This window comes from Azospirillum thermophilum (assembly GCF_003130795.1).
In the GTDB taxonomy this organism is placed as follows: Bacteria; Pseudomonadota; Alphaproteobacteria; order Azospirillales; family Azospirillaceae; genus Azospirillum; species Azospirillum thermophilum.
In genome coordinates this window covers 824,689-845,398 of the sequence record NZ_CP029353.1, presented here as the reverse complement: position 1 = coordinate 845,398, position 20,710 = coordinate 824,689, and the positions used below count along the sequence as shown (strand labels likewise).

Sequence of the window (20,710 nt, the reverse complement as noted above, 5' to 3'; positions counted from 1 at the left end):
GTTGAAGACGTTGATTTCGCTCCGCTATAGCTGGAGATAGCGTTGACCTGAGTTTGCCCACCGGTTTCCCCACGCATGCCGCGGCTGCCTTTCCTTCGCCGGCCGACGCGACGTTGGTTCGGCACGACTGCAGGCGCGGCCCTCGCCGCGGCGATGGTGCTGCTGTGGGCGCTCGCCGCCGGTCTGGCCTCCGGCCTCGCCGCCGGCCTGACCCCGGCCTCGGCCCAGACGACCGCCGCCCTGATGGCGCCGCCGGTGGCGCGCCCGGCGGTGATCGACGCCCGGCTCGGCCTCCACCCGGACATGACCCGCTTCGTGCTGGAGGTGACGGAGGCCGTGCCCTTCCGCATCACCACGCTCGCCAACCCCTACCGCATCGTCGTCGACCTGCCGGAGCTGGCGTGGCCCGGCGGTTCCGTTCCCGTGGAAGGCAAGGGGATCGTCTCGCGCTACCGCTATGCGGTGGTGGAGCCGGGAACGCTGCGCCTGACCTTCGAGACGGCCGGACCGGCCAAGGTGCGCGACGCCATGATGCTGCCGCCGCGCGACGGCCGGCAGTCGCGCCTCGTCCTCGACATCGAGCGGGTCTCGGCGGAGGAGTTCCGCCGCACCGCGTCCGCGGCACCGCCGACCCCGCGTCACGGCGGCGAGGTGCGGCCGGTCCCGGTGGTTCCCACCCCTGCCCCGCCGCCGCCGATCATCCCCGCCGCCCTGCCCGCCGCTCCGCCGGCCGCCCCGACCCAGGCGCCCCAGGCGCCGCGCGCCCCGTCCAAGGCGGAGAAGCCGCTGATCGTGCTCGATCCCGGCCATGGCGGCGTCGATCCCGGCGCCATCGGGGTGAACGGCATCCACGAGAAGGACATAACGCTGGCCGCCGCCCGCGAGGCCAAGCGGCAGCTCGAGGCGTCGGGCCGCTACCGGGTGCTGCTGACCCGCGACAAGGACGTGTTCATCCGCCTGCGCGAGCGCGTCGCCATCGCCCGCGAGGCCGACGCCGACCTGTTCATCTCGCTGCATGCCGACAGCATCGGCAGCGGCTCGATCCGCGGCCTGTCGATCTACACCCTGTCCGACAAGGCGTCCGACCGCGAGGCGGAGACGCTCGCCGCCAAGGAGAACCGGGCGGACGCGCTGGCCGGGCTCGACCTGTCGGCGGAGAACGACCTCGTCGCCACGATCCTGATCGACCTCGCCCAGCGCGACACCCGGAACCACTCCAAGCGCTTCGCCCGCACGGCGCTGGAACAGCTCGGCCGAGAGGTCAAGCTGATCCCCAACAAGCCGCACCGTCAGGCCGGCTTCGCCGTGCTGACCGCGCCCGACATCCCCTCCGTCCTGATCGAGATGGGCTATCTGTCGAGCCGCCAGGACGTGAACCTGCTGACCACGCCGGAGCACCGCGAGCGGCTGGGCCGGGCGCTGACCCGGGCGGTTGACGCCTATTTCCGCTCCCTCTCCTCCGGCCGGCGCGGCTGACGGAGGGTCTCCGGTTTCCCCACCGGACACCCGCCCGGGGTGCCCCGTCTTATGCCGCCCCCGCCGGTCTGCCCCGCCCAAGCTTCTGTTGCGGGTGCCTTGGGCGCGTCACATTTTCCTGACATGCCGGGAAGGGAGTCGGCGCGCCGCACCGGCCGGTGTAGGATGCCGCCCGCCCGTGCCATTCCGCGCCTCCCCCGAGGGGGACGCGCGGTGTCGCCGTTGCCTGTTGGGATTGGTCATGCGCCTTATTCTGTCGCTTCTGATGGCGTTCGTCATGCTCGCGCTCGCGGGCGCCGGCGGTCTGGTCTATCTGCTCGACCATTATGACCGCGACCTGCCGGACTATACGAAGCTCGCCAACTACCAGCCGCCGGTGACCACCCGCGTCCATGCCGGCGACGGCCGGCTGATGGCGGAGTTCGCCTCCGAGCGCCGGGTGTTCGTGCCGATCGACGCGATGCCCAAGCGGGTCATCAACGCCTTCCTGGCGGCCGAGGACAAGAATTTCTACGAGCACAAGGGCGTCGATCCCATCGGCATCGCCCGCGCCATCCTGGTGAACCTGGAGAATTTCGGCCGCGACCGCCGCCCGGTCGGCGCCAGCACGATCACGCAGCAGGTCGCCAAGAACATGCTGCTGACCAACGAGGTCTCGATCACCCGCAAGATCAAGGAGGCCATCCTGGCGGTGCGCATCGAACGCGCCTTCACCAAGGACCGCATCCTCGAGCTGTACCTGAACGAGATCTTCCTGGGATACCGCTCCTACGGCGTCGCCGCCGCCGCGCTGAACTATTTCAACAAGGCGCTGGACGAGCTGGACATCGAGGAGGCCGCCTATCTCGCCGCCCTGCCCAAGGCCCCCAGCAACTATCATCCGGAGCGCCAGCGCGACGCCGCCGTCGCGCGCCGCAACTGGGTCATCGGCCGCATGGTCGAGGACGGCCACATCACGCCCGAGGAAGGCCGCATCGCCCAGTCCAAGCCGCTGGCCGTGCGCAAGCGCGACGAGCAGGAGGTGGTGACCGCCGAGTATTTCTCCGAGGAGATCCGGCGCGAGCTGGTGAAGCTCTACGGCGAACAGGCGCTCTACGAGGGCGGCCTGTCGGTGCGCGCCTCGATGGACCCCAAGCTGCAGGAGGCGGCGACCCGCGCGCTGCGCCACGGGCTGGTCCAGTACGACCGCCGCCACGGCTGGCGCGGCCCGGTCGGCCGCATGGACAATTTCGACAACTGGGCCAAGAAGCTGTCCACGACCGCCCCGCCCACCGGGTCGGAGGGCTGGAAGCTGGCCGTGGTGCTGAAGGACGACCTGCCCGACGCGCTCGACATCGGGCTTCCCGACGGGTCGCGCGGGCGCATCCCGCTGGCCGAGCTGCGCTGGGCCCGCGCCGTGCGGGACGACGACCGGCTGGGGCCGGAGGTGCGGCGCCCGTCCGACGTCGCCAAGCTCGGCGACCTGATCCTGGTGGAGCCGGCCGCCAAGGACGACAAGGGCAAGGACTATCCGCCCGCCACCTATGCGCTGCGCCAGATCCCGGCCGTCCAGGGCGGGCTGGTGGCGCTCGACCCGCACACGGGCCGCGTGCTGGCGATGGTCGGCGGCTTCTCGCCGCACATGAGCGCCTTCAACCGCGCCACCCAGGCGATGCGGCAGCCGGGCTCCTCCTTCAAGCCCTTCGTCTACCTGACCGCGCTGAACCAGGGCTTCACCCCGTCCTCGCTGGTGATGGACGCGCCGTTCGAATACAATCCCGGCGGCGGCCAGCCGATCTGGCGGCCGGAGAACTACAGCCACGAGTTCTACGGCCCCACCCCGCTGCGCGTCGGCATCGAGAAGTCGCGCAACGTCATGACCGTCCGCCTCGCCCAGCAGATCGGCATGGACAAGGTCAAGGCGCTGGTCGAGAAGTTCGGCATCGTCGACAACCTGCAGCCCTACCTGCCGATGGCGCTCGGCGCCGGCGAGACGACGGTGCTGCGCCTGGCGACCGCCTACGGCATGCTGGCCAACGGCGGCCGGCGCATCACCCCGACCTTCATCGACCGGGTGCAGGACCGCACCGGCAAGACCATCTTCCGCCACGACAACCGCCCCTGCGAGGGCTGCACCAACGCCGCTTGGCGGGACGGGCTGCCCGCCCCGTCGGTGCCCGACACGCGCGAGCAGGTGAACGATCCGCGCACCACCTACCAGATGGTCTCCATCCTGGAGGGCGTCGTGCAGCGCGGCACCGCCACCACCCTGCTGTCGCTCGGCAAGCCGCTGGCCGGCAAGACCGGCACGACCAACGACAGCATGGACGCCTGGTTCATGGGCTTCTCGCCCGACCTCGTCGTCGGCACCTACATCGGCTTCGACCAGCCGCGCTCGCTCGGCGCGCGGGAGACCGGCGGCTCGGCAGCCGTGCCGATCTTCAAGGAGGTCATGGCGGAGGGGCTGAAGGACAAGCCGGCCACCCCGTTCCGCGTGCCGCCGGGGCTGCGGCTGGTCCGCGTCAATCCGTCGAACGGCCAGCTCGCCCAGCCGGGCGACCGCAAGGCGATCTGGGAGGCCTTCCTGCCGGGCACCGAACCGAACCCCGACCGTCCGCAGATCGTGCTCGACGGTTCCGGCCAGGGCGGCGGCCTGGGCGCCTGGAGCGGCGCGGTCCCCGGCTCGGAGTACGGCGACCCCAACGCCGCCTTCTCCGGCGGCCAGACGCCCTCGGCCCCGGCCGCGGCGCCGACGCTGGGAACCGGCGGGCTCTACTGACGACGCCGGCACCGGCGGAGACCATCCCGCCCAATCGGCATAGGGGGCGACCCGAGAAGGTCGCCCCCCTGCCACACCACCCGGCATGCGGGTCCGCACCGGGCGGTTCGGGGGATTGAGGTCATGCGAGCCTGGGCAGTCCGAGTTGGTCTGCCCATTTGATCGTGAGGACTGCATTGAGAAGCTTGCCGCTGTTGCCCCACCAGGGTCGGCCATTGGCCGCGATTTGTTGGGCGACGGCGGGCTTGGCCCCTCTGGCCGTCAGTTCCCGGAAGATGGTCTTCCCCCGCTTCCACTGCTTGAGCTGAATGGCCCGCAGCCGGTGGCGTATCCATTCGTCCAGCGTTCGCCGGACCTTTGGAGTTTGCGCCAGTCGGAAGTAGGCTTTCCAGCCCAGCAGGAAATCGCGCAGCCTCGCCACCACCGCGGCCATCGACCGTCCCGTCAGCCGGGGCGTCAGGTCGCGGATGTGGTCCTTGAACGCCGTGATCGCCTTGTCGGCGACCCTCCGCCTGACCTCTCCCTTCGGTCCGGCCCAGAAGGCATAGCCGAGGAATTTGCGGCCGAAGACGGGGGCCACGGCGCTCTTGGCTTCGTTCACCGTCAGGTGCAACCGGCCATGGAGGCGCCGCAGCAGGGCCATCACCCGCTCTCCCGCCCGACGCGACCGCACATGGACGTTGCAGTCGTCGGCGTAGCGGCAGAAGGCATGGCCCCGGCGTTCCAGTTCCTTGTCCACCTCGTCCAGGATCAGATTGGCCAGCAGCGGCGACAGCGGTCCCCCTTGCGGGGAACCCGTCCGACGCCGTGCGACCGCCCCATCGTCCTCCATGACGCCGGCATCCAGGTAGGCCCGCACCAGCCGGATGATGGCCGGGTCCGGGACCCTCTTGGACAGACGGTCGATCAGAAGGTCATGGTCGATCCGGTCGAAGAACTTCTCCAGGTCCACATCCACGACGATCCGCCGGCCGGACTGCACGAAGCTTTGCGCCGCAAGGACGGCGTCGTGCGCACTCCGGCCGGGACGGAAGCCGTAACTGTGGTCGCTGAAGCCGGGATCGAGGATCGGCTGGAGAACTTGCAGCACTCCGGCATCTGACGCATGGCCTCACGCATCGTCGGGTGGACTCCATTCTCCCTCGTTCGGCCCTTCGGTCCGGCTCGCGCCTCGCCTACTATGGCCTCTGCTGACTTCCCGCTCCGGCTCGACGCCGTCGCCCTTTCAGGCGCAAGGCGGGATCTCCCCAGGTAAGAACGCGTTCCTTCGCTGCACGACCGCCGGATTTACGCCACCGACCCTTGGTCACAAGAGCTTCGCGGTTCCATGCCCGCTCGCCCTGGTCGGCACCGCCTCATATCCGGTTCTTGTTCATCGGCCCGCAGCTGCGATCCACGCTTCCTTCCCACGGTCGGTTGCCCTTCCGCAGTTGCGCTTCTCTTCGTTCGCCGTGACCAGCTTACGGAGGGACTTACACCCTCAAGAACGCGCCAATGCTGGGCGCACACGGAAAAGGCCCTTCCCCGATCTCCCGGGGAAGGGCCTTTCCTTATCCGCGCCCCGCCGGACGGGACGGGGCCGGGCGATGCCGGCTCAGCAGGCGCGGGCTCAGTAGGCGTAATCGCGGAACACCGGGTCGACGCTGCCGCCCCACGGGCCGTTGAACTTCTCCAGCAGCTCGTCGGCCGGGCTCTGGCCGGATTCGGCGATCGCCTGCAGCGTGTCGATGAAGTGGCTCTCGTCGTCGCCCCAGTTGTCGTTGCGGGCACGCCGGACGAGGCCGCCGCGGGCGATCGCCAGCACCTCCAGCGCGACGTCGCGCACGGTGCGGTCGCCGATGGCGGTGCGCAGGCCGCTGCGCGGCACCTCGGCGCGCAGATGGGCCCGCTGTTCCTGCGTCCAGCCCTTCACCAGATCCCAGGCGGCGTCCAGCGCCTGATCGTCGTAGAGCAGCCCGACCCACAGGGCCGGCAGGGCGCACAGCCGCCGCCACGGGCCGCCGTCCGCCCCGCGCATCTCCAGGTACTTCTTCAGCCGCACCTCGGGGAAGGCGGTGGTCAGATGGTCCGCCCAGTCGGTGATCAGCGGCACCTCGCCCGGCAGGGCCGGCAGCCGCCCGGCGAGGAAGTCGCGGAAGGACTGGCCGGCCGCGTCGACGTAGGTGCCGTCGCGGTAGACGAAGTACATCGGGGTTTCGAGCAGGTAGTCGACATAGCGCTCGAACCCGAAGCCGTCCTCGAACACGAAGGGCAGATCGCCGGTGCGGTCGGGATCGGTGTCGGTCCAGATGTGGCTGCGGTAGCTCTGGAAGCCGTTCGGCTTGCCCTCGGTGAAGGGGGAATTGGCGAACAGCGCCGTCGCGATCGGCTGCAGGGCCAGCGAGACGCGGAACTTCTTCACCATGTCGGCTTCCGACGAGAAGTCCAGGTTGACCTGCACGGTGCAGGTCCGCGTCATCATGTCGAGGCCGAGCGAGCCGACCTTCGGCATGTAGTCCCGCATGATCCTGTAGCGGCCCTTGGGCATCCAGGGGATCTCGTCCCGGCGCCATTTCGGCTGGAAGCCCAGCCCCATCATGGCGATGCCCAGCTCGTTGCCGACCTCCTTCACCTGGCGCAGGTGGGTGTGTACCTCCGCACAGGTCTGGTGCAGCGTCGCCACCGGGGCGCCCGACAGCTCCACCTGGCCGCCGGGCTCCAGCGTGATGTTCGCCATGCCCTGGGTCAGCGCGATGATGTTGCCGTTCTCCTCCACCGGATCCCAGCCGTAGCGGGTCAGGCGCTTCAGCAGCTCGCCGATGCCGTCCGGCCCCTCATAGGGCAGCGGCCGCAGGTCGGAGGTGCGGTAGGCGAACTTCTCGTGCTCGGTCCCGATGCGCCAGTCCGCGGCGGGTTTGCAGCCGGACTCAAGATAGGCCACGAGCTGCCGGCGGTCGGTGATCGGTTCGCCGCGCGATTTCGGGGGTGCGGACATGGAAGCTCCCGCAGGAAGGAAAAGGGATCAGACGGTCGGTTCGACCGGTGAGCGGAAGGGAGGGCGCAGCTCGCCGCCGTCGGCCGTCCAGTCGCCGGCCAGGGATTGCCAACAGGCCAGTGCCGCCACGACTGCCGTATCGGCCCGCAGGATGCGCGGCCCCAACCCCACCGGCACAACAAAGGAGAGTTTGGAAATTTCGTCAAGTTCCGACTTTTCAAACCCGCCCTCCGGTCCGATCAGCAGGGCGGCAGGGCCGCGGCCACGCTCGCGCATCGCCTCGGCGACCGGGCGCGCCGCGCCGGACTCGGCGCACAGGAAGAGCGTCCGCCCCTCCGGCCAGTCGGCCAGGGCGCGCGACAGCGGCACCGGCTCCGACAGATCCGGCACGGTCAGCCGCTCGCACTGTTCCGACGCCTCGACGGCGTGGGCGCGCAGCCGGTCCAGGTTGACGCGGTTGGGATCGGTACGGCGGGTGAAAACCGGCCACAGACGCGAGACGCCCATCTCCGTCGCCTTCTCCGCCACGAAATCGATGCGGGCCTTCTTGAGCGGCGCGAACAGCAGCCAGAGGTCCGGCTCCCCCGACTGGGGGAGGCGCTGATGCCGGACCGCCAGCGAGCACCAGCCCTTGCCGAAGCCGTCGATCAGCGCCAGCCACTCGCCGTCGCGGCCGTTGAAGACGGCCACCGCGTCGCCGCGGTCGAGCCGCAGCACATGGCGCAGGAAATGCGCCCGCTCATGGTCGAGCCCGACGCTGAGCCCTTCGGCCAGCGGGCTGTCCACAAACAGGCGAGTCCTGGGTTCGTCGGTCATCGTTCGGTCTCCGCGTTCGGCGGGTCCGACTATAGCGGGCCGGCAGGCGTCCGTCAGTCGGGCGTTGGCCGGGGGAGCCTTCGTCGACCGCGACGGGTCAGCCGGCCGTCTCGATGGCGTGGTCGATGTGGCGGCGCAGATCGTCCGGCTTCACCGGCTTGTGGACAACCTTCAGCCCGTCGCGCGTGATCGCGGCGGACAGCGTGCTGCTGGTGTCGCCGGTCAGCACGATGCCGGGGACCTGGGCACCGCAGGCCTGCCGCAGCGTCTTGATCGCCTCGACCCCCGACAGGCCGCCGCGCAGCCGGTAGTCCGACACGATGACCGACGGACAGCCGCGCCCGGCCAGCGCGCCCAGCGCCTCCTCCACCCCCTCGGCGGCGACGACCTGATAGCCCCAGCTCTCCAGCATGATTTCCATACCGGCCAGGATGATGGCCTCGTCATCGATCACGACGACCAGCCGCGCCTCGTTCTTCATCATGTCCATGCCGGGTTGCAGAGCCTTGCTGGGTATACCCCTGAATCTGTATCGGCCCCGACACTCCGGAACAAGTGCTTTTGCCGGAACGCGGACCCGCTTGCTGTGGAATCGCCGGGCCGATAGGGTCGGCGGCGCACGCCATCCGTCTCCATAGCACCGACAGGTCAGACCAGGGGTCCGTCCGCCATGACCACCACCGATTCGCCGAAACCGGCCGGCTACACCGACATCCGGCGCGACAGCCTTCTGATGCGCCTGACCCCGGCGGCGCTGCGGCCCTATGTGACGCTGGCGCGACTCGACCGGCCGATCGGCACCTGGCTGCTGCTGTTCCCCTGCTGGTGGAGCGTCGCTCTGGCCGCCCCGCGCGACCCGGCGGGCTGGGCGCCGCTGTTGTGGATGATGGTGCTGTTCGCCATCGGGGCGGTGGTGATGCGCGGCGCCGGCTGCACCGTCAACGACATCCTCGACCGCAAGTTCGACGCGATGGTGGAGCGCACCCGCTCCCGCCCCATCCCGTCCGGGCAGGTGTCGGTGAAGCAGGCGCTGGCCTTCCTGCTGCTGCAGCTCCTGCTGGGGCTGGCGGTGCTGCTGCAGTTCAACTGGCAGGCGGTCGGGCTCGGCGTGCTGTCGCTGGCGCTGGTCTTCACCTACCCGCTGATGAAGCGGATCACCTGGTGGCCGCAGGCCTTCCTGGGGCTGACCTTCAACTGGGGCGCGCTGATGGGCTGGACCGCGGTGCAGGGCGGGCTGGGCTGGCCGGCGGTGGTGCTCTATGTCACCGGCGTCGCCTGGACACTGGGCTACGACACCATCTACGCCCACCAGGACAAGGAGGACGACGCGCGCATCGGCGTGAAGTCCACCGCGCTGCGGCTGGGCGACACCAGCAAGATCTGGATCTACGCCTTCTACACCCTGACCTTCGTCGGGATCGGTCTGGCCGGCCGCCTCGCGGGCTGGGCGGCCTCTTCCTGCCGGCGCTGACGCTGGCGGCCCTGCAGCTCTCCTGGCAGGTGGCGACCTGGAACCCGGACGACCAGAACGACTGCCTGGACAAGTTCAAGTCCAACCGCTGGTTCGGCTGGCTGGTGCTGGCGGCGATCCTGGCCGGCAAGATCTGACACGGAAATCCGCGGCGCGGCGATCTCGGAAACGCGAAAGGCGCCCTGCCGGTGGCGGGCGCCTTTTCGGGTCGTCTCGACAGATGTCGGGCGGTTCACGTGTCGGGCGGTTTACTCCGCCGCCAGCTCCGCCACCGCGCTGGAGCCGGGCTTGCGGCCGGGCATCAGGGTGCGCAGCCCTTCGACCGAGGCCACCATCCCCACCGTCGCGGCCGGAACCGTCGGCTTGCGCGCCGGCAGCACGGCCTCGGCGACACGCTCCGGCTTCGGGGCCTTGTCGAGCGAGGCGGTCAGGATCTGCGGCTTGCGGCCCGGGACGCCGACGGCGTGGCCCTTCAGCGAGGCCTCGATCAGGCGCGGACCGGGGCCGGGAGCGGCGCGGCGGCCCTTCGGCGCCACGGTGAAGCCGGTGTCCATGCCACGGTCGCCGGCGTCGAGCAGGCGCCCGCCATTCGGCGACTCGCCCTCCGGCATGATGAAGCCGTAGGCGGCGTAGACCCGCATGCCGAGCTGGTCGGTCGGCTCGTGCCAGACGCGGACGGCGGACCAGTCGTTGTTGCGGGAGACATCGACCACCCGCATGCCGCGGCGCAGCCCGTCGCCGTCGATCCAGGTGTGGTCGACCTCGATGGTCCGGCGGTCGATCACCGCGCTCACCAGCGAGACATGGCCCCGGCGCATGTGGCCGGTCCGCTTGAAGACGAGGACCGATCCGACGGCGGGGGTGTGGTCCCGCTCATACTTGCCGGCGGCGGTGTTCCACCAGGTCCAGGCATCGCCGCGAATCGTGAAGTCCGAGATGGCCCGCACCGTCCGCACGCAGTCCTGCGCCGCGGCTGGCTTGGCCAACAGAGGGCCGAGCGCGACGATCACAGCGAGCGAAAGGCCGATAACGGATGCCTTCGGCCGCATATGTCCCCCTTACCCTTTGTTTTCCCCTTTCCGAACGGGTAACACGGGAGCCCAGCCCTGTCTACACCGTTTGAAATCTGTAACCTGACCGGGCCGGGGCCAGAAGATCGCTCCCGCAGCGGAACCGTCGGAATCCAGACATGAACAACATCGCCCCGCTAGACTTCGTCCGCGACAACACGACCGTCACGACGACTCCGCTGATTCCCGAAATACAGCTTCATCTCGCAACCGAAGTCACCCCACTCTGGCAGGCCACCGAGGAGACCTTGTCGCAGGGCAATCTCCCTCCTCCATACTGGGCCTTTGCCTGGCCGGGCGGACAGGCTGTCGCACGGCTGGTGCTCGACCGGCCGGAGCTGGTGGCGGGCAGGTCGGTGCTGGATTTCGCGGCTGGAACCGGGGTGGCCGCCATCGCCGCGATGAAGTCCGGCGCCGCCCGCGCCCAGGCCTGCGACATCGACCGCTTCGCACTGGCCGCCATCGGCCTGAACGCCGGGATCAACGGGGTGGAGGTGAAGGCGGTCAGCGCCGACCTCGTCGGCCGGCCGCTGCCGGGCATCGACGTCGTGCTGGCCGGCGACGTCTGCTACGAACGGCCGATGGCCGAGCGGGTCACCGCCTGGCTGCGCGCCGTGGCCGCCACCGGCACCATCGTGCTGATGGGCGATCCAGGCCGCGCCTATGTGCCGAAGAGCGGGCTTGAGAAGGTCGGCAGCTACACCGTTCCCACCTCGCTGGAGCTGGAGGACCGCACCTCCCGCGAGACGGTGATCTGGCGCCTGCTGCCGGAGGCCTGAGCCTTCCCGTTCGGCGGCGCCCCCTTGACGCCGGCGCTGCGCAGTCGAAGGTTACCCCCTCGCAAACGCCTCATCATCACGGACGCCCGCCCATGCCCTACACCTCGTTGCGCGACTTCCTCGACCGGCTGGAGAAGACCGGCCGGCTGGTGGTGGTGAAGGAGCCGGTGTCCACCGTGCTGGAGATGACCGAAATCCAGACCCGCCTGCTGGCCGAGGGCGGGCCGGCGGTGCTGTTCGAGAACGTCGTCAAGGCGGACGGCACGCGGTCGGAGATGCCGGTTCTGGTCAACCTGTTCGGCACGGTGGAGCGGGTCGCCTGGGGCATGGACCGCGAGCCGCTGGAGCTGCGCGGAGTCGGCGAGACGCTGGCCTTCCTCAAGCAGCCGGAGCCGCCCGGCGGCTTCCGCGAGGCGCTGGAGCTGATCCCGCTCGCCAAGACGGTGCTGGCGATGAAGCCGAAGACCGTCGGCTCCGCCCCCTGTCAGGAGGTCGTGCTGACCGGCGACCGGATCGACCTCGGCCGGCTGCCGGTACAGAGCTGCTGGCCGGGCGAACCGGCGCCGCTGATCACCTGGCCTCTGGTGGTGACCAAGGGGCCGACCGGCAAGCGCGAGGACGACTTCAACCTCGGCATCTACCGCATGCAGGTGCTGGGCAGGAACAAGACCATCATGCGCTGGCTGAAGCATCGCGGCGGCGCCCAGCACCATCGCCGCTGGCAGGCGAGCGGCAGGACCGAGCCGCTGCCCTGCGCCGTCGTGCTGGGCGCCGACCCCGGCACCATCCTGGCCGCCGTCACGCCGGTGCCCGACACCCTGTCGGAATACCAGTTCGCCGGCCTGCTGCGCGGCAAGAAGGTGGAGCTGGTCGACTGCAAGACCGTGCCGCTGAAGGTCCCCGCCCAGGCGGAGATCATCCTGGAGGGCCATGTCAGCCTGGACGAGTACGCCGACGAGGGGCCCTACGGCGACCACACCGGCTACTACAACTCGGTCGACAGCTTCCCGGTCTTCACCGTCACGGCGATGACCATGCGGCGCAACCCGATCTACCTCTCCACCTTCACCGGCCGGCCGCCCGACGAGCCCTCGGTGCTGGGCGAGGCGCTGAACGAGGTCTTCATCCCGCTGCTGACCCAGCAGTTCCCGGAGATCGTGGATTTCTGGCTGCCGCCGGAGGGCTGCTCCTACCGCATCGCGGTGGTCAGCATGAAGAAGGCCTATCCCGGCCACGCCAAGCGCGTGATGATGGGCGTGTGGTCCTTCCTGCGCCAGTTCATGTACACGAAGTGGGTGATCGTCGTGGACGACGACATCAACGCGCGCGACTGGAAGGACGTGATGTGGGCGGTCTCCACCCGCATGGATCCGGCGCGCGACATCACCGTCATAGAGGGCACGCCGATCGACTATCTCGACTTCGCCAGCCCCGAGTCGGGCCTCGGCGGCAAGGTCGGGCTCGACGCCACCAACAAGTGGCCGCCGGAGACCAAGCGCGAGTGGGGCGAGAAGATCCGCATGGACCAGTCGGTGGTCGACGAGGTCACCCGCAAATGGGCCAGCTACGGCCTGCCCGGCAGCGGAACGCCGATCTGGAAGTGAGGGCGCGTCCGCGAATCAGAAATCGTAGCTGACGAGGGTCCCGTCCCCGTCGAAGGTGAACTGCCGCACGGGCGCCTGCCGCACTTCGTCCTCGATGATCGCGGCCGCCCGGAGCAGCAGGCTACGCTGCTCGGCCGCACGGGTGGCACCGGGAAACACCACCATGGGAACCGGTTCCCCCCACTCGCGCATGATCGATTCGAAATCGTCGCCGTCCTTGGTGACCAGAATGCAGCCGGCCGCAAGGACGAAGCGGAAAATGTCGAGATCGGGCGCCTGCGGCCCCAGCCCCTCCACATGAATGCTGCGCTGGGCGGTATAGACGGGGGTCGGTTCCGCACAGCACTTTGCCACATTCTCATCGAGGAGGAAGAACATGCGTCCTGACATTCCGGCGGGCTGCGGGCGGGCGGCCACGCCTTGGATACAGGGCGTCAAAAAGCGTGGCAAGCTCGATTTGTTCCCGTGACAGGCCATAGTCCCGGCACAGCTCCGCCTCCGGCGCTCCGGTTCGGACCATTTCCGCAACCAGCCGCGGCTTGATCCGGGTTCCGGTGAATACCGGCTCCCCCCCGGCGACACCCGGCACGATCTCGATCATGTCGCGGAGCTTTTCCACGAGCGTAAGCCGCGGTGCCACGTCCTCCTCGATGCGCGGTATCGCGATCTGGAAGTAACCGAATTCGACCAGCGGCCGACCGTCATTGAAGGCGTCGAGAAAGCCGCGATGGAGCATCCGCCGAGCCTCTGTGCTCATCTGCGCGCGGAGCGGTTTCACGGCTACGACGTAGAACAGCGACGGGCGGGAGACTAGACGCTCGGCGGAGGCCGACTCCAGGATGGCTTGCTCGAACTCGTTGTTGATGGCCTTGCTGTCGAGTTCCGCCACATAGGCCGCTTCAGCCACAGTGTAGAGGCCATGCGCAGGAAGGCGCTCCTGGATCACCGCCATCGTCCCCTCCCGAAAAACTCATCCGCGTCCAGGGATGATTTAATCCTGCGCAGATACGGGATCAAGCAGTCGGTACCGAATCATCCCGCCCCGCAACAACTGTTCCTTTTAGGAGAACAATCATTCCTATGGTCAGCGGATTATCCCTCTCTTGGAAACCGCTAATCTCATCTCCAGACGAACCGCCCCGCCGGGGCTTCACCAAACGGGATGAGGATCACGATCATGACCATCAGCATCGACACCGCCACCGCCGGCAAGGACGCCACCGTCGACAGCCGCACCGCCCCCTATGCCGCCTTCCTGCTGCGCGTCAGCCTGGGGGTGCTGTTCCTGGCCCACGGCCTGCTGCTGAAGGTGCTGACCTTCGGGGTCGCCGGCACCGTCGGCTTCTTCGAGAGCATCGGCTATCCCGGCGTCTTCGCCTATCTGGTCATCCTCGGCGAGATCGGCGGCGGCCTGCTGCTGATCGCCGGCCTCTACACCCGCTGGATCGCGCTCGCCCTGCTGCCGATCATGATCGGCGCGACGCTGCAGCACACCGGCAACGGCTGGCTGTTCACCGCCGCCAACGGCGGATGGGAGTTCCCGGTCTTCTGGACGGTCGCCCTGCTGGTCCAGGCCCTGCTCGGCAACGGCGCCTTCGCGCTGAAGCTGCCGGTCCCCGAGGCGGCGGGCCGCCACTCGGCCGCCTGACCGGGGCGGGACGGCGCGCCGGTCCGGATTGCGCGGCACGCGGAGGGGCAAGGGGCGGCATGCCTCTTTCCCCTCCGCGCCGCTTCCACTTCTGAAACGGGCCCCCATTTGCTAGACAAGTCCGAGACCCACCGGAGATCCGCATGTCCGCATCGCCCTACGACCAGCCCGACCTGCTGAACCTGCTGGACGACCTGATCCGCAAGGCCCGTGCCGCCGGCGCCGATGCCGCCGACGCCGTGCTGTTCGACAGCGCGTCGGTGTCGCTGAGCTGGCGGCTGGGCAAGACGGAGAAGCTGGAGCGGTCGGAGTCGGGCGACCTCGGCCTTCGCGTCTTCGTCGGCCGGCGGCAGGCCATCGTCTCCTCCACCGACCGCAGCGCCGCGGCGCTGAACGAGCTGGTGGAGCGCGCGGTCGCCATGGCGCGGGTGGTGCCGGAGGACCCCTTCGCCGGCCTCGCCGACCCCGAGCAACTCGCCCGCCAGTTCCCGTCGCTCGACATCCTCGATCCCGACGAGCCGGCGCCGGAACTGCTGATCGAACGGGCCCGCCGCGCCGAGGAGGCCGCCCTGGCGATCGAGGGCGTCACCAACTCCGAAGGCTCCGATGCCGGGTGGAGCCGCTCCACCATCGCCATTGCCGCCTCCAACGGCTTCGCCGGCAGCTATGCCGTGTCGCGCCAGTCGCTGTCGGTCTCCGTCCTCGCCGGCAGCGGCACCGGCATGGAGCGCGACTACGACTATGACACGAAGGTCTACGGGACCGACCTGCGCGACGCCGGCGAAATCGGCGGCGAAGCCGGGCGGCGCGCGGTCCGCCGCCTGAACCCGCGCCGGGTGAAGAGCTGCCGCGTCCCGGTGGTGTTCGACCCGCGCATATCGCGCGGCCTGCTCGGCCACCTGACCGGCGCCATCAGCGGCCCGGCCATCGCCCGCGGCACCAGCTTCCTCAAGGACAAGATGGGGCAGCGCATCTTCCCCGAGTCGGTCACCATCATCGACGACCCGCACGTGAAGCGCGGCCTGCGCTCGCGCCCCTTCGACGCGGAGGGCGTGGCAGTGCAGCGGCGCACCATCATCGAGGACGGACGGCTGACCACCTGGCTGCTCGACCTGCGCTCGGCCCGGCAGCTCGGGCTCTCCACCACCGGCCATGCGGCGCGCGGCACCTCCGGCCCGCCGAGCCCGGCGCCGGCCAACGTCTACATGGCGGCGGGCAAGCGCAGCCGCGACGCGATCCTCGGCGAGATCAAGGACGGCTTCTACGTCACCGACCTGATGGGCATGGGGATCAACGGCGTCACCGGCGACTACAGCCGCGGCGCCGGCGGCTTCTGGATCGAGAACGGCCAGCTCACCTACCCGGTCAACGAGGTGACCATCGCCGGCAACCTGAAGGACATGTTCCTGAACCTGGAGGCCGCCGACGACCTGGAGCTGCGCTTCGGCATGGACGCCCCGACCGTCCGCCTCGACGGGATGACCATCGCCGGGCTGTGAGGCCAGCCCGAACGAGACGGCTCCGCGGGTCAGGCCCGCGGGGCCGTCTTCGCGTCAGCGCGCCACGCCGCGCGCGTCAGCGCACCACATCGCGGACGATGTCTGCGACGGTGTCGTGGACGGCGTCGAGGATCAGCAGGTCGGCACCCAGCAGGATGCACTCCCACCCGGTCATGCAGGCGGGGATGCGCTGGCGCAGCTCGACCGGCGCCATCTTCTTCGCGATGCCCGGCGGCAGAGGCTTGCCGCGGCCGACCTTGCGGGCGATCCCCGGCGGCAAGGGCTCGACGCCGACCGGATGGGCCTCGAACCAGCCGCGGATGACCGTGACCTCCGCGGGCGAGACGCGGCCGGGACCGGGCGGGCGAGGCTCCGCACGGTCGGCGGGCGGGCCGCGGTCCGGGCGTCCGCCCGGCGCCTCCTTGTCGGGACCCTGCCCCCTGCCGTGACCGCCACCATGGCCGGCCCCCTGGCCTCCGCCGGCCCAGTCCGGCTTCTCGGCCGGCGCCGGCGACGCCCCCAGCAGCAGACCGGCGGTCAGCGCCGTGGCGAGGGTGACTGTCGTGGGCTTCCTCATCGCGCGGGACCTTCTCCTGTTCGCCGGCCGCCGCTCCTCCCGGCCATGATCCCCCACACTATAGCCCCCGGGTCGGCAGGCTTGCAGTCGGCCCAATGGCGGAGGCCGGAGGTCAGCCCCCCTGCCCCGCCGGGACCGCGCTGACCGGAACCGGCCCGACCAGAACGGGCAGGGTCCAGGGGGCCACCGCGATCTCCACCGGCAGGCGGGCCACCACGTCGCCGTCCCCCTGCACCGCGTCGCCCGGCGGGCCGGTGACCACCACGCGCTCGGCCGGCACCACGCGATAGTCGGGGAAATGCCGCAGCCGGCCGGCGGTCACGCCCCAGATGTAGCGGACGGCGTTCCACCGCCCCGGACGCGGGAACAGGCAGACCTGCAGCAGCGGCTCCTCCAGCCGGGCTTCCGGCGCGCAGACGAAGCGGCCGCCGTAGAAGTGCCCCTTGGCGACGATGACCGAGGCGACCTCGCTGGTCAGCCCGTCCACCGTGACGCGGTAGCGCACGTCCGGCCGCAGCGCGAGCTGCACCAGCGTCTCCACGACATAGGCGCCCTTGCCGATCAGCCGCTTCAGCCGGGTATCGACCGTCTCCACCACCCGCGCGTCGAGCCCCACCCCGGCCATCATGGCGAAGCAGCGCCCGTTGGCGACGCCGAGATGGACCGGCCGCACGGCGCCGCGCGCCAGCACCTCGGCCACCGCGCGGGCCGCCGCCGCATCGGCCGAGGCGACAGGCAGTCCCAGCTCGCCGGCCAGCACGTTCGCGGTGCCGAGCGGCACGATGCCCAGCGGCACCGGCACCGCCTCCTCCCCGCCGGCGGCAAGGCCCCCACGAGTGGCCAAGCCATTGATCACCTCGTTGATCGTGCCGTCGCCGCCGGCCACCACCAGGGCGTCGGTCGCGCCGGGGACGAGGCTGCGGGCGATGCCCTCGGCGTCGCCGGGGCCGGTGGTCGCCCGCACGGTCACCGCGGCGCCGAAGTCCGTCTCCAGCGCCGCGACCACGGCGCGCAGCCGGCGCGCCCGGCGGGCGCCGGCGACGGGGTTGTGGATCACCAGGAAACGCCGCCGCGCCTGCGGCTCCGAGTAGTCACGCAACGATTCGCTCCGTCCGCTGCCCGGCCAGGCCGGTAGTGTTTCACATCCATGACGAAAAATGGTCGAGACCATTACAGTAAAACGACAGATCATCGCTCCATATACAAAATCTTCGCGCATGGAGGTGCGCTTTTGACTAGCCGTTGTCAAGATGGGTGATTGCCGTTATACGGTCGTCGTCTTTCTGGCACCTTTTGCGAAACGGCGATGGAGCGGGGCATGGACGCCGTACCCGAGGTGACGCGCTATCGCAGCATCTGGATCTCCGACGTCCATCTGGGGACACGGGGCTGCAAGGCCGACTATCTGCTGGATTTCCTCAAGCACACCGAGTCCGACCACCTGTTCCTGGTGGGCGACATCGTGGACGGCTGGCGGCTGCGGAAGTCCTGGTACTGGCCGCAGCAGCACAATGACGTGGTGCAGAAGATCCTGCGCCGGGCGCGCAAGGGCGTGCAGGTCTACTACATCCCCGGCAACCACGACGAGGCGGCGCGCGACTATGTCGGGCTGCAGTTCGGCGGCGTGCATGTGGTGGAGGAGTGGGTGCACACCACCGCGGACGGCCGGCGCTTCCTGATCACCCACGGCGACCGCTTCGACGCGGTGGTGCGCTACGCCAAGTGGCTGGCCCTGCTGGGCGACCATGCCTACGTCGTGCTGCTGCAGCTCAACACCCTGTTCAACTGGGCGCGCCGCAAGCTGGGCTTCAGCTACTGGTCGCTGTCGGCCTACCTGAAGCACAAGGCCAAGACCGCGGTCGAGTTCATCGGCAAGTACGAGGAGGCGCTGGGCGAGGAAGCCCGCCGGCGCAAGGTGGACGGCATCATCTGCGGCCACATCCACACCGCCGAGATGCGCGACATGGAAGGGGTTCTCTATTGCAACGACGGCGACTGGGTCGAGTCCTGCACCGCTTTGGTCGAACACCACAGTGGCGCCCTCGAAATCATCCATTGGGCGGAGGTGATGCGGTCGCGCGACAGCGGCAGGCAGCCGCCGGCCAGGACTCCGGAGAAGGCGAAGGCGGCGGCGTGAACATCCTGATCGTCAGCGACGCCTGGTATCCGCAGATCAACGGGGTCGTCCGCACCATCAGCACCGTCCGGCAGGAGCTGGAGGCGATGGGCCATACGGTCGAGGTGATCGGCCCCGACCGCTTCCGCACCGTGCCGATGCCGACATATCCGGAAATCCGCCTGGCCATCGGCGCCCGGCGGCGGCTGTGGGCGATGATCGAGGGCATGCGGCCCGACTGCATCCACATCGCCACCGAAGGGCCGCTCGGCTTCGCCGCGCGCAGCTACTGCCTGAAGCACGGCAAGCCCTTCACCACCGCCTACCACACGCGCTTCCCCGAATATGTGCGCGACCGGGCGCCGGTGCCGCTCGCCCTGTCCTATGCGGTGGTCCGCCGCTTCCACAAGCCCTCCGCGGCGGTGATGGTGGCGACCCAGACGATCGAGGACACGCTGAAGGCGCGCGGCTTCACCAACATCCGGCGCTGGACCCGCGGCGTCGATACCGAGCTGTTCCGGCCGCGCGGCAAGGACTTCCTCGCCCTGCCGCGCCCCATCGCCATGTATGTCGGCCGCGTGGCGGTGGAGAAGAACCTGGAGGATTTCCTGAAGCTCGACCTGCCGGGAAGCAAGGTGGTGGTCGGCGACGGCCCCGCCCGCGAGGAGCTTCAGCGCAAGTACCCCGACGTCCACTGGACCGGCGCCAAGCAGGGCGAGGAGCTGGCCCGCCACTATGCCGCCGCGGACGTCTTCGTCTTCCCCTCGCGCACCGACACCTTCGGCCTCGTGCTGCTGGAGGCGCTGGCGTCCGGCGTGCCGGTGGCGGCCTACCCGGTGCCGGGGCCGCTCGACGTGGTGGACGGGGCCGGCGTCGGCTGCCTCGACACCGACCTCAAGCGCGCGGTCGAACGGGCGCTCGCCATCCCGGCGGACAAATGCCGCGACTACGCGCTCGGCTATTCCTGGCGGCGGTCGGCGGAACAGTTCCTCTCCAACCTGCGCCCCTTCACCGGCGCGACGCCCTGAGGACCGGCCCTAGAGAAGGGCTTTCGCGTAGGCGAGCGGCGTGACCCCCACCCGCTCGCGGAAGCGGGCGGTCAGGTGGCTCTGGCTGCTGAAGCCGGTGGCGGCGGCGACCTCGGCCAGCGGCCGGCCGGCGGCGATCATCGCCTTGGCCCGCTCGACCCGCCGGCCCAGCACATAGCCGTGCGGCGCCTCCCCCGTCGCCCGCTTGAAGGCGCGGGCGAAGTGGTAGGGGCTGAGCCCGGCGACGGCGGCGAGATCGTCGATGGTCAGCGGGCTCTCCAGCCGCGTCTCGACGAACTCGCGCACCCGGCGGACCGCCGCCGGGGCGAGGCCGCCGCGGGCGAAGGCCGCCGGCGCGGCCCGGTTGGTGAAGCGGGTGGCGAGGCAGGCGACCAGCATGCGGGCGGCATGGCTGGCCGCCACCCGGTCGGCCGGCTCCTCCCAGCGCAGCGGCAGCAGCGCGCCGCGGATCATCCCCTCGACCAGCGCATCCTGGACATAGGTGTCGTCGCGCAGCGTGACGGCGGCCGGATCGGCGTCCAGCCCCTCCACCACCGCCCGCTCGAAGGCCTTGCGCGGGACGTAGAGGTGCAGCATCCGCACCGGGCCGCTGACGTCCCAGTCGGTGGTGACGCCCTGCGGCATCACGCACAGGCTGCCCGGCCCGCCGCCGCGCAGCACGCGGCGGCCGTCGCGCCGGGCAATGCCGGTGCCGCCGTCGAGATAGAGGCTGAGCGTGTGGTGGTTCGGCGCCTCGTAGCGGGTGTCGGCCGTCTCGTCCCGCTCCCACAGGGCGACCGCCACCCCGTCGCCGAGCGCCGCCCCGCTGCGCAGCGGGACGCCGGCGCGGCTCAGCACGTCGTGGATGGTATAGCCGTCGAAGCTCTGCATGGT

At 70.0% G+C, this 20,710-nt stretch carries 18 protein-coding genes and 1 pseudogene; 9 read left to right on the top strand and 10 right to left on the bottom strand.

Annotated elements, in window-relative coordinates:
• Positions 1-75: 75 nt before the first annotated feature.
• On the top strand, positions 76-1,476 hold the full coding sequence (locus DEW08_RS10075) for an N-acetylmuramoyl-L-alanine amidase (protein WP_109326732.1): 1,401 nt from the start codon (positions 76-78) through the stop codon (positions 1,474-1,476).
• A gap of 241 nt (positions 1,477-1,717) precedes the next feature.
• Positions 1,718-4,234 (top strand): penicillin-binding protein 1A, encoded by a 2,517-nt coding sequence (locus DEW08_RS10070; protein WP_109326731.1) that lies wholly within the window; start codon positions 1,718-1,720, stop codon positions 4,232-4,234.
• 121 nt (positions 4,235-4,355) lie between these two features.
• Here DEW08_RS10070 and DEW08_RS10065 read toward each other — a convergent pair whose 3' ends face one another.
• The 4 genes from DEW08_RS10065 to DEW08_RS10045 all read right to left on the bottom strand — a co-directional run bounded on the left by DEW08_RS10065 (position 4,356) and on the right by DEW08_RS10045 (position 8,514).
• Positions 4,356-5,324, bottom strand: coding sequence for a reverse transcriptase domain-containing protein (locus DEW08_RS10065; RefSeq protein WP_168220334.1), 969 nt, complete (start codon positions 5,322-5,324; stop codon positions 4,356-4,358).
• A gap of 519 nt (positions 5,325-5,843) precedes the next feature.
• Positions 5,844-7,208, bottom strand: coding sequence for a glutamate--cysteine ligase (locus DEW08_RS10055; protein WP_109326730.1), 1,365 nt, complete (start codon positions 7,206-7,208; stop codon positions 5,844-5,846).
• Between the two features lie 27 nt (positions 7,209-7,235).
• On the bottom strand, positions 7,236-8,024 hold the full coding sequence (locus tag DEW08_RS10050) for a 16S rRNA (uracil(1498)-N(3))-methyltransferase (RefSeq protein WP_109326729.1): 789 nt from the start codon (positions 8,022-8,024) through the stop codon (positions 7,236-7,238).
• 97 nt (positions 8,025-8,121) lie between these two features.
• Positions 8,122-8,514: a response regulator gene (locus DEW08_RS10045; protein WP_109326728.1), complete on the bottom strand. Its 393-nt coding sequence runs from the start codon at positions 8,512-8,514 to the stop codon at positions 8,122-8,124.
• A gap of 180 nt (positions 8,515-8,694) precedes the next feature.
• Here DEW08_RS10045 and ubiA point away from each other — a divergent pair.
• Positions 8,695-9,632 (top strand): annotated as a pseudogene (gene ubiA, locus DEW08_RS10040) (4-hydroxybenzoate octaprenyltransferase).
• Between the two features lie 111 nt (positions 9,633-9,743).
• On the opposite strand, the gene DEW08_RS10035 reads toward ubiA, so the two are convergent.
• Positions 9,744-10,481, bottom strand: a complete 738-nt coding sequence (locus DEW08_RS10035; protein ID WP_245986555.1) for a CHAP domain-containing protein — start codon at positions 10,479-10,481, stop codon at positions 9,744-9,746.
• Positions 10,482-10,684: 203 nt separating this feature from the next.
• Between DEW08_RS10035 and DEW08_RS10030 the strand changes: the two genes are divergently transcribed.
• Together DEW08_RS10030 and DEW08_RS10025 are read left to right on the top strand one after the other, a co-directional pair.
• Positions 10,685-11,344, top strand: coding sequence for a class I SAM-dependent methyltransferase (locus tag DEW08_RS10030; protein ID WP_109326723.1), 660 nt, complete (start codon positions 10,685-10,687; stop codon positions 11,342-11,344).
• 92 nt (positions 11,345-11,436) lie between these two features.
• Positions 11,437-12,948 carry a UbiD family decarboxylase gene (locus tag DEW08_RS10025; protein ID WP_109326722.1) on the top strand — a complete coding sequence of 504 codons (1,512 nt, stop codon included), beginning with the start codon at positions 11,437-11,439 and terminating at the stop codon, positions 12,946-12,948.
• 15 nt (positions 12,949-12,963) lie between these two features.
• Here the strand turns inward: DEW08_RS10025 and DEW08_RS10020 are convergent, their stop codons facing one another.
• Together DEW08_RS10020 and DEW08_RS10015 are read right to left on the bottom strand one after the other, a co-directional pair.
• Entirely contained in the window at positions 12,964-13,326 is a 363-nt protein-coding gene (locus DEW08_RS10020) for a DUF5615 family PIN-like protein (RefSeq protein ID WP_109326719.1), read from the bottom strand.
• Positions 13,307-13,900 (bottom strand): DUF433 domain-containing protein, encoded by a 594-nt coding sequence (locus DEW08_RS10015; RefSeq protein ID WP_109326718.1) that lies wholly within the window; start codon positions 13,898-13,900, stop codon positions 13,307-13,309. The genes DEW08_RS10020 and DEW08_RS10015 overlap by 20 nt, the downstream gene beginning before the upstream one ends.
• A 225-nt stretch (positions 13,901-14,125) precedes the next feature.
• On the opposite strand from DEW08_RS10015, the gene DEW08_RS10010 reads away from it, so the two are divergent.
• Positions 14,126-14,596, top strand: coding sequence for a DoxX family protein (locus DEW08_RS10010; RefSeq protein WP_211107197.1), 471 nt, complete (start codon positions 14,126-14,128; stop codon positions 14,594-14,596).
• A gap of 143 nt (positions 14,597-14,739) precedes the next feature.
• The gene (locus DEW08_RS10005; protein WP_109326713.1) at positions 14,740-16,095 is read left to right on the top strand and encodes a TldD/PmbA family protein; all 1,356 of its coding nucleotides are present in this window, start codon (positions 14,740-14,742) and stop codon (positions 16,093-16,095) included.
• 76 nt (positions 16,096-16,171) lie between these two features.
• Here DEW08_RS10005 and DEW08_RS10000 read toward each other — a convergent pair whose 3' ends face one another.
• Both DEW08_RS10000 and DEW08_RS09995 read right to left on the bottom strand, forming a co-directional pair.
• Positions 16,172-16,672, bottom strand: coding sequence for a hypothetical protein (locus tag DEW08_RS10000; protein WP_109326711.1), 501 nt, complete (start codon positions 16,670-16,672; stop codon positions 16,172-16,174).
• Between the two features lie 112 nt (positions 16,673-16,784).
• On the bottom strand, positions 16,785-17,771 hold the full coding sequence (locus DEW08_RS09995) for a diacylglycerol/lipid kinase family protein (RefSeq protein WP_245986554.1): 987 nt from the start codon (positions 17,769-17,771) through the stop codon (positions 16,785-16,787).
• Positions 17,772-17,990: 219 nt separating this feature from the next.
• On the opposite strand from DEW08_RS09995, the gene DEW08_RS09990 reads away from it, so the two are divergent.
• Both DEW08_RS09990 and DEW08_RS09985 read left to right on the top strand, forming a co-directional pair.
• Positions 17,991-18,809 (top strand): UDP-2,3-diacylglucosamine diphosphatase, encoded by an 819-nt coding sequence (locus DEW08_RS09990; protein ID WP_109326706.1) that lies wholly within the window; start codon positions 17,991-17,993, stop codon positions 18,807-18,809.
• Entirely contained in the window at positions 18,806-19,816 is a 1,011-nt protein-coding gene (locus tag DEW08_RS09985) for a glycosyltransferase family 4 protein (protein ID WP_109326705.1), read from the top strand. The genes DEW08_RS09990 and DEW08_RS09985 overlap by 4 nt, the downstream gene beginning before the upstream one ends.
• A gap of 9 nt (positions 19,817-19,825) precedes the next feature.
• Here the strand turns inward: DEW08_RS09985 and DEW08_RS09980 are convergent, their stop codons facing one another.
• Complete coding sequence (locus DEW08_RS09980) at positions 19,826-20,707, bottom strand: helix-turn-helix domain-containing protein (RefSeq protein WP_109326704.1); 882 nt, start codon at positions 20,705-20,707, stop codon at positions 19,826-19,828.
• Positions 20,708-20,710 lie beyond the last annotated feature (3 nt).

Bases quoted from the DNA above. Each gene is read 5' to 3' on its own strand.
- DEW08_RS10075 (WP_109326732.1), top strand. From the start codon at position 76: ATGCCGCGGCTGCCTTTCCTTCGCCGGCCGACGCGACGTTGGTTCGGC.
- DEW08_RS10070 (WP_109326731.1), top strand. From the start codon at position 1,718: ATGCGCCTTATTCTGTCGCTTCTGATGGCGTTCGTCATGCTCGCGCTC.
- DEW08_RS10055 (WP_109326730.1), bottom strand. From the start codon at position 7,208: ATGTCCGCACCCCCGAAATCGCGCGGCGAACCGATCACCGACCGCCGG.
- DEW08_RS10050 (WP_109326729.1), bottom strand. From the start codon at position 8,024: ATGACCGACGAACCCAGGACTCGCCTGTTTGTGGACAGCCCGCTGGCC.
- DEW08_RS10045 (WP_109326728.1), bottom strand. From the start codon at position 8,514: ATGGACATGATGAAGAACGAGGCGCGGCTGGTCGTCGTGATCGATGAC.
- DEW08_RS10030 (WP_109326723.1), top strand. From the start codon at position 10,685: ATGAACAACATCGCCCCGCTAGACTTCGTCCGCGACAACACGACCGTC.
- DEW08_RS10025 (WP_109326722.1), top strand. From the start codon at position 11,437: ATGCCCTACACCTCGTTGCGCGACTTCCTCGACCGGCTGGAGAAGACC.
- DEW08_RS10020 (WP_109326719.1), bottom strand. From the start codon at position 13,326: ATGTTCTTCCTCCTCGATGAGAATGTGGCAAAGTGCTGTGCGGAACCG.
- DEW08_RS10015 (WP_109326718.1), bottom strand. From the start codon at position 13,900: ATGGCGGTGATCCAGGAGCGCCTTCCTGCGCATGGCCTCTACACTGTG.
- DEW08_RS10010 (WP_211107197.1), top strand. From the start codon at position 14,126: ATGACCATCAGCATCGACACCGCCACCGCCGGCAAGGACGCCACCGTC.
- DEW08_RS10005 (WP_109326713.1), top strand. From the start codon at position 14,740: ATGTCCGCATCGCCCTACGACCAGCCCGACCTGCTGAACCTGCTGGAC.
- DEW08_RS10000 (WP_109326711.1), bottom strand. From the start codon at position 16,672: ATGAGGAAGCCCACGACAGTCACCCTCGCCACGGCGCTGACCGCCGGT.
- DEW08_RS09990 (WP_109326706.1), top strand. From the start codon at position 17,991: ATGGACGCCGTACCCGAGGTGACGCGCTATCGCAGCATCTGGATCTCC.
- DEW08_RS09980 (WP_109326704.1), bottom strand. From the start codon at position 20,707: ATGCAGAGCTTCGACGGCTATACCATCCACGACGTGCTGAGCCGCGCC.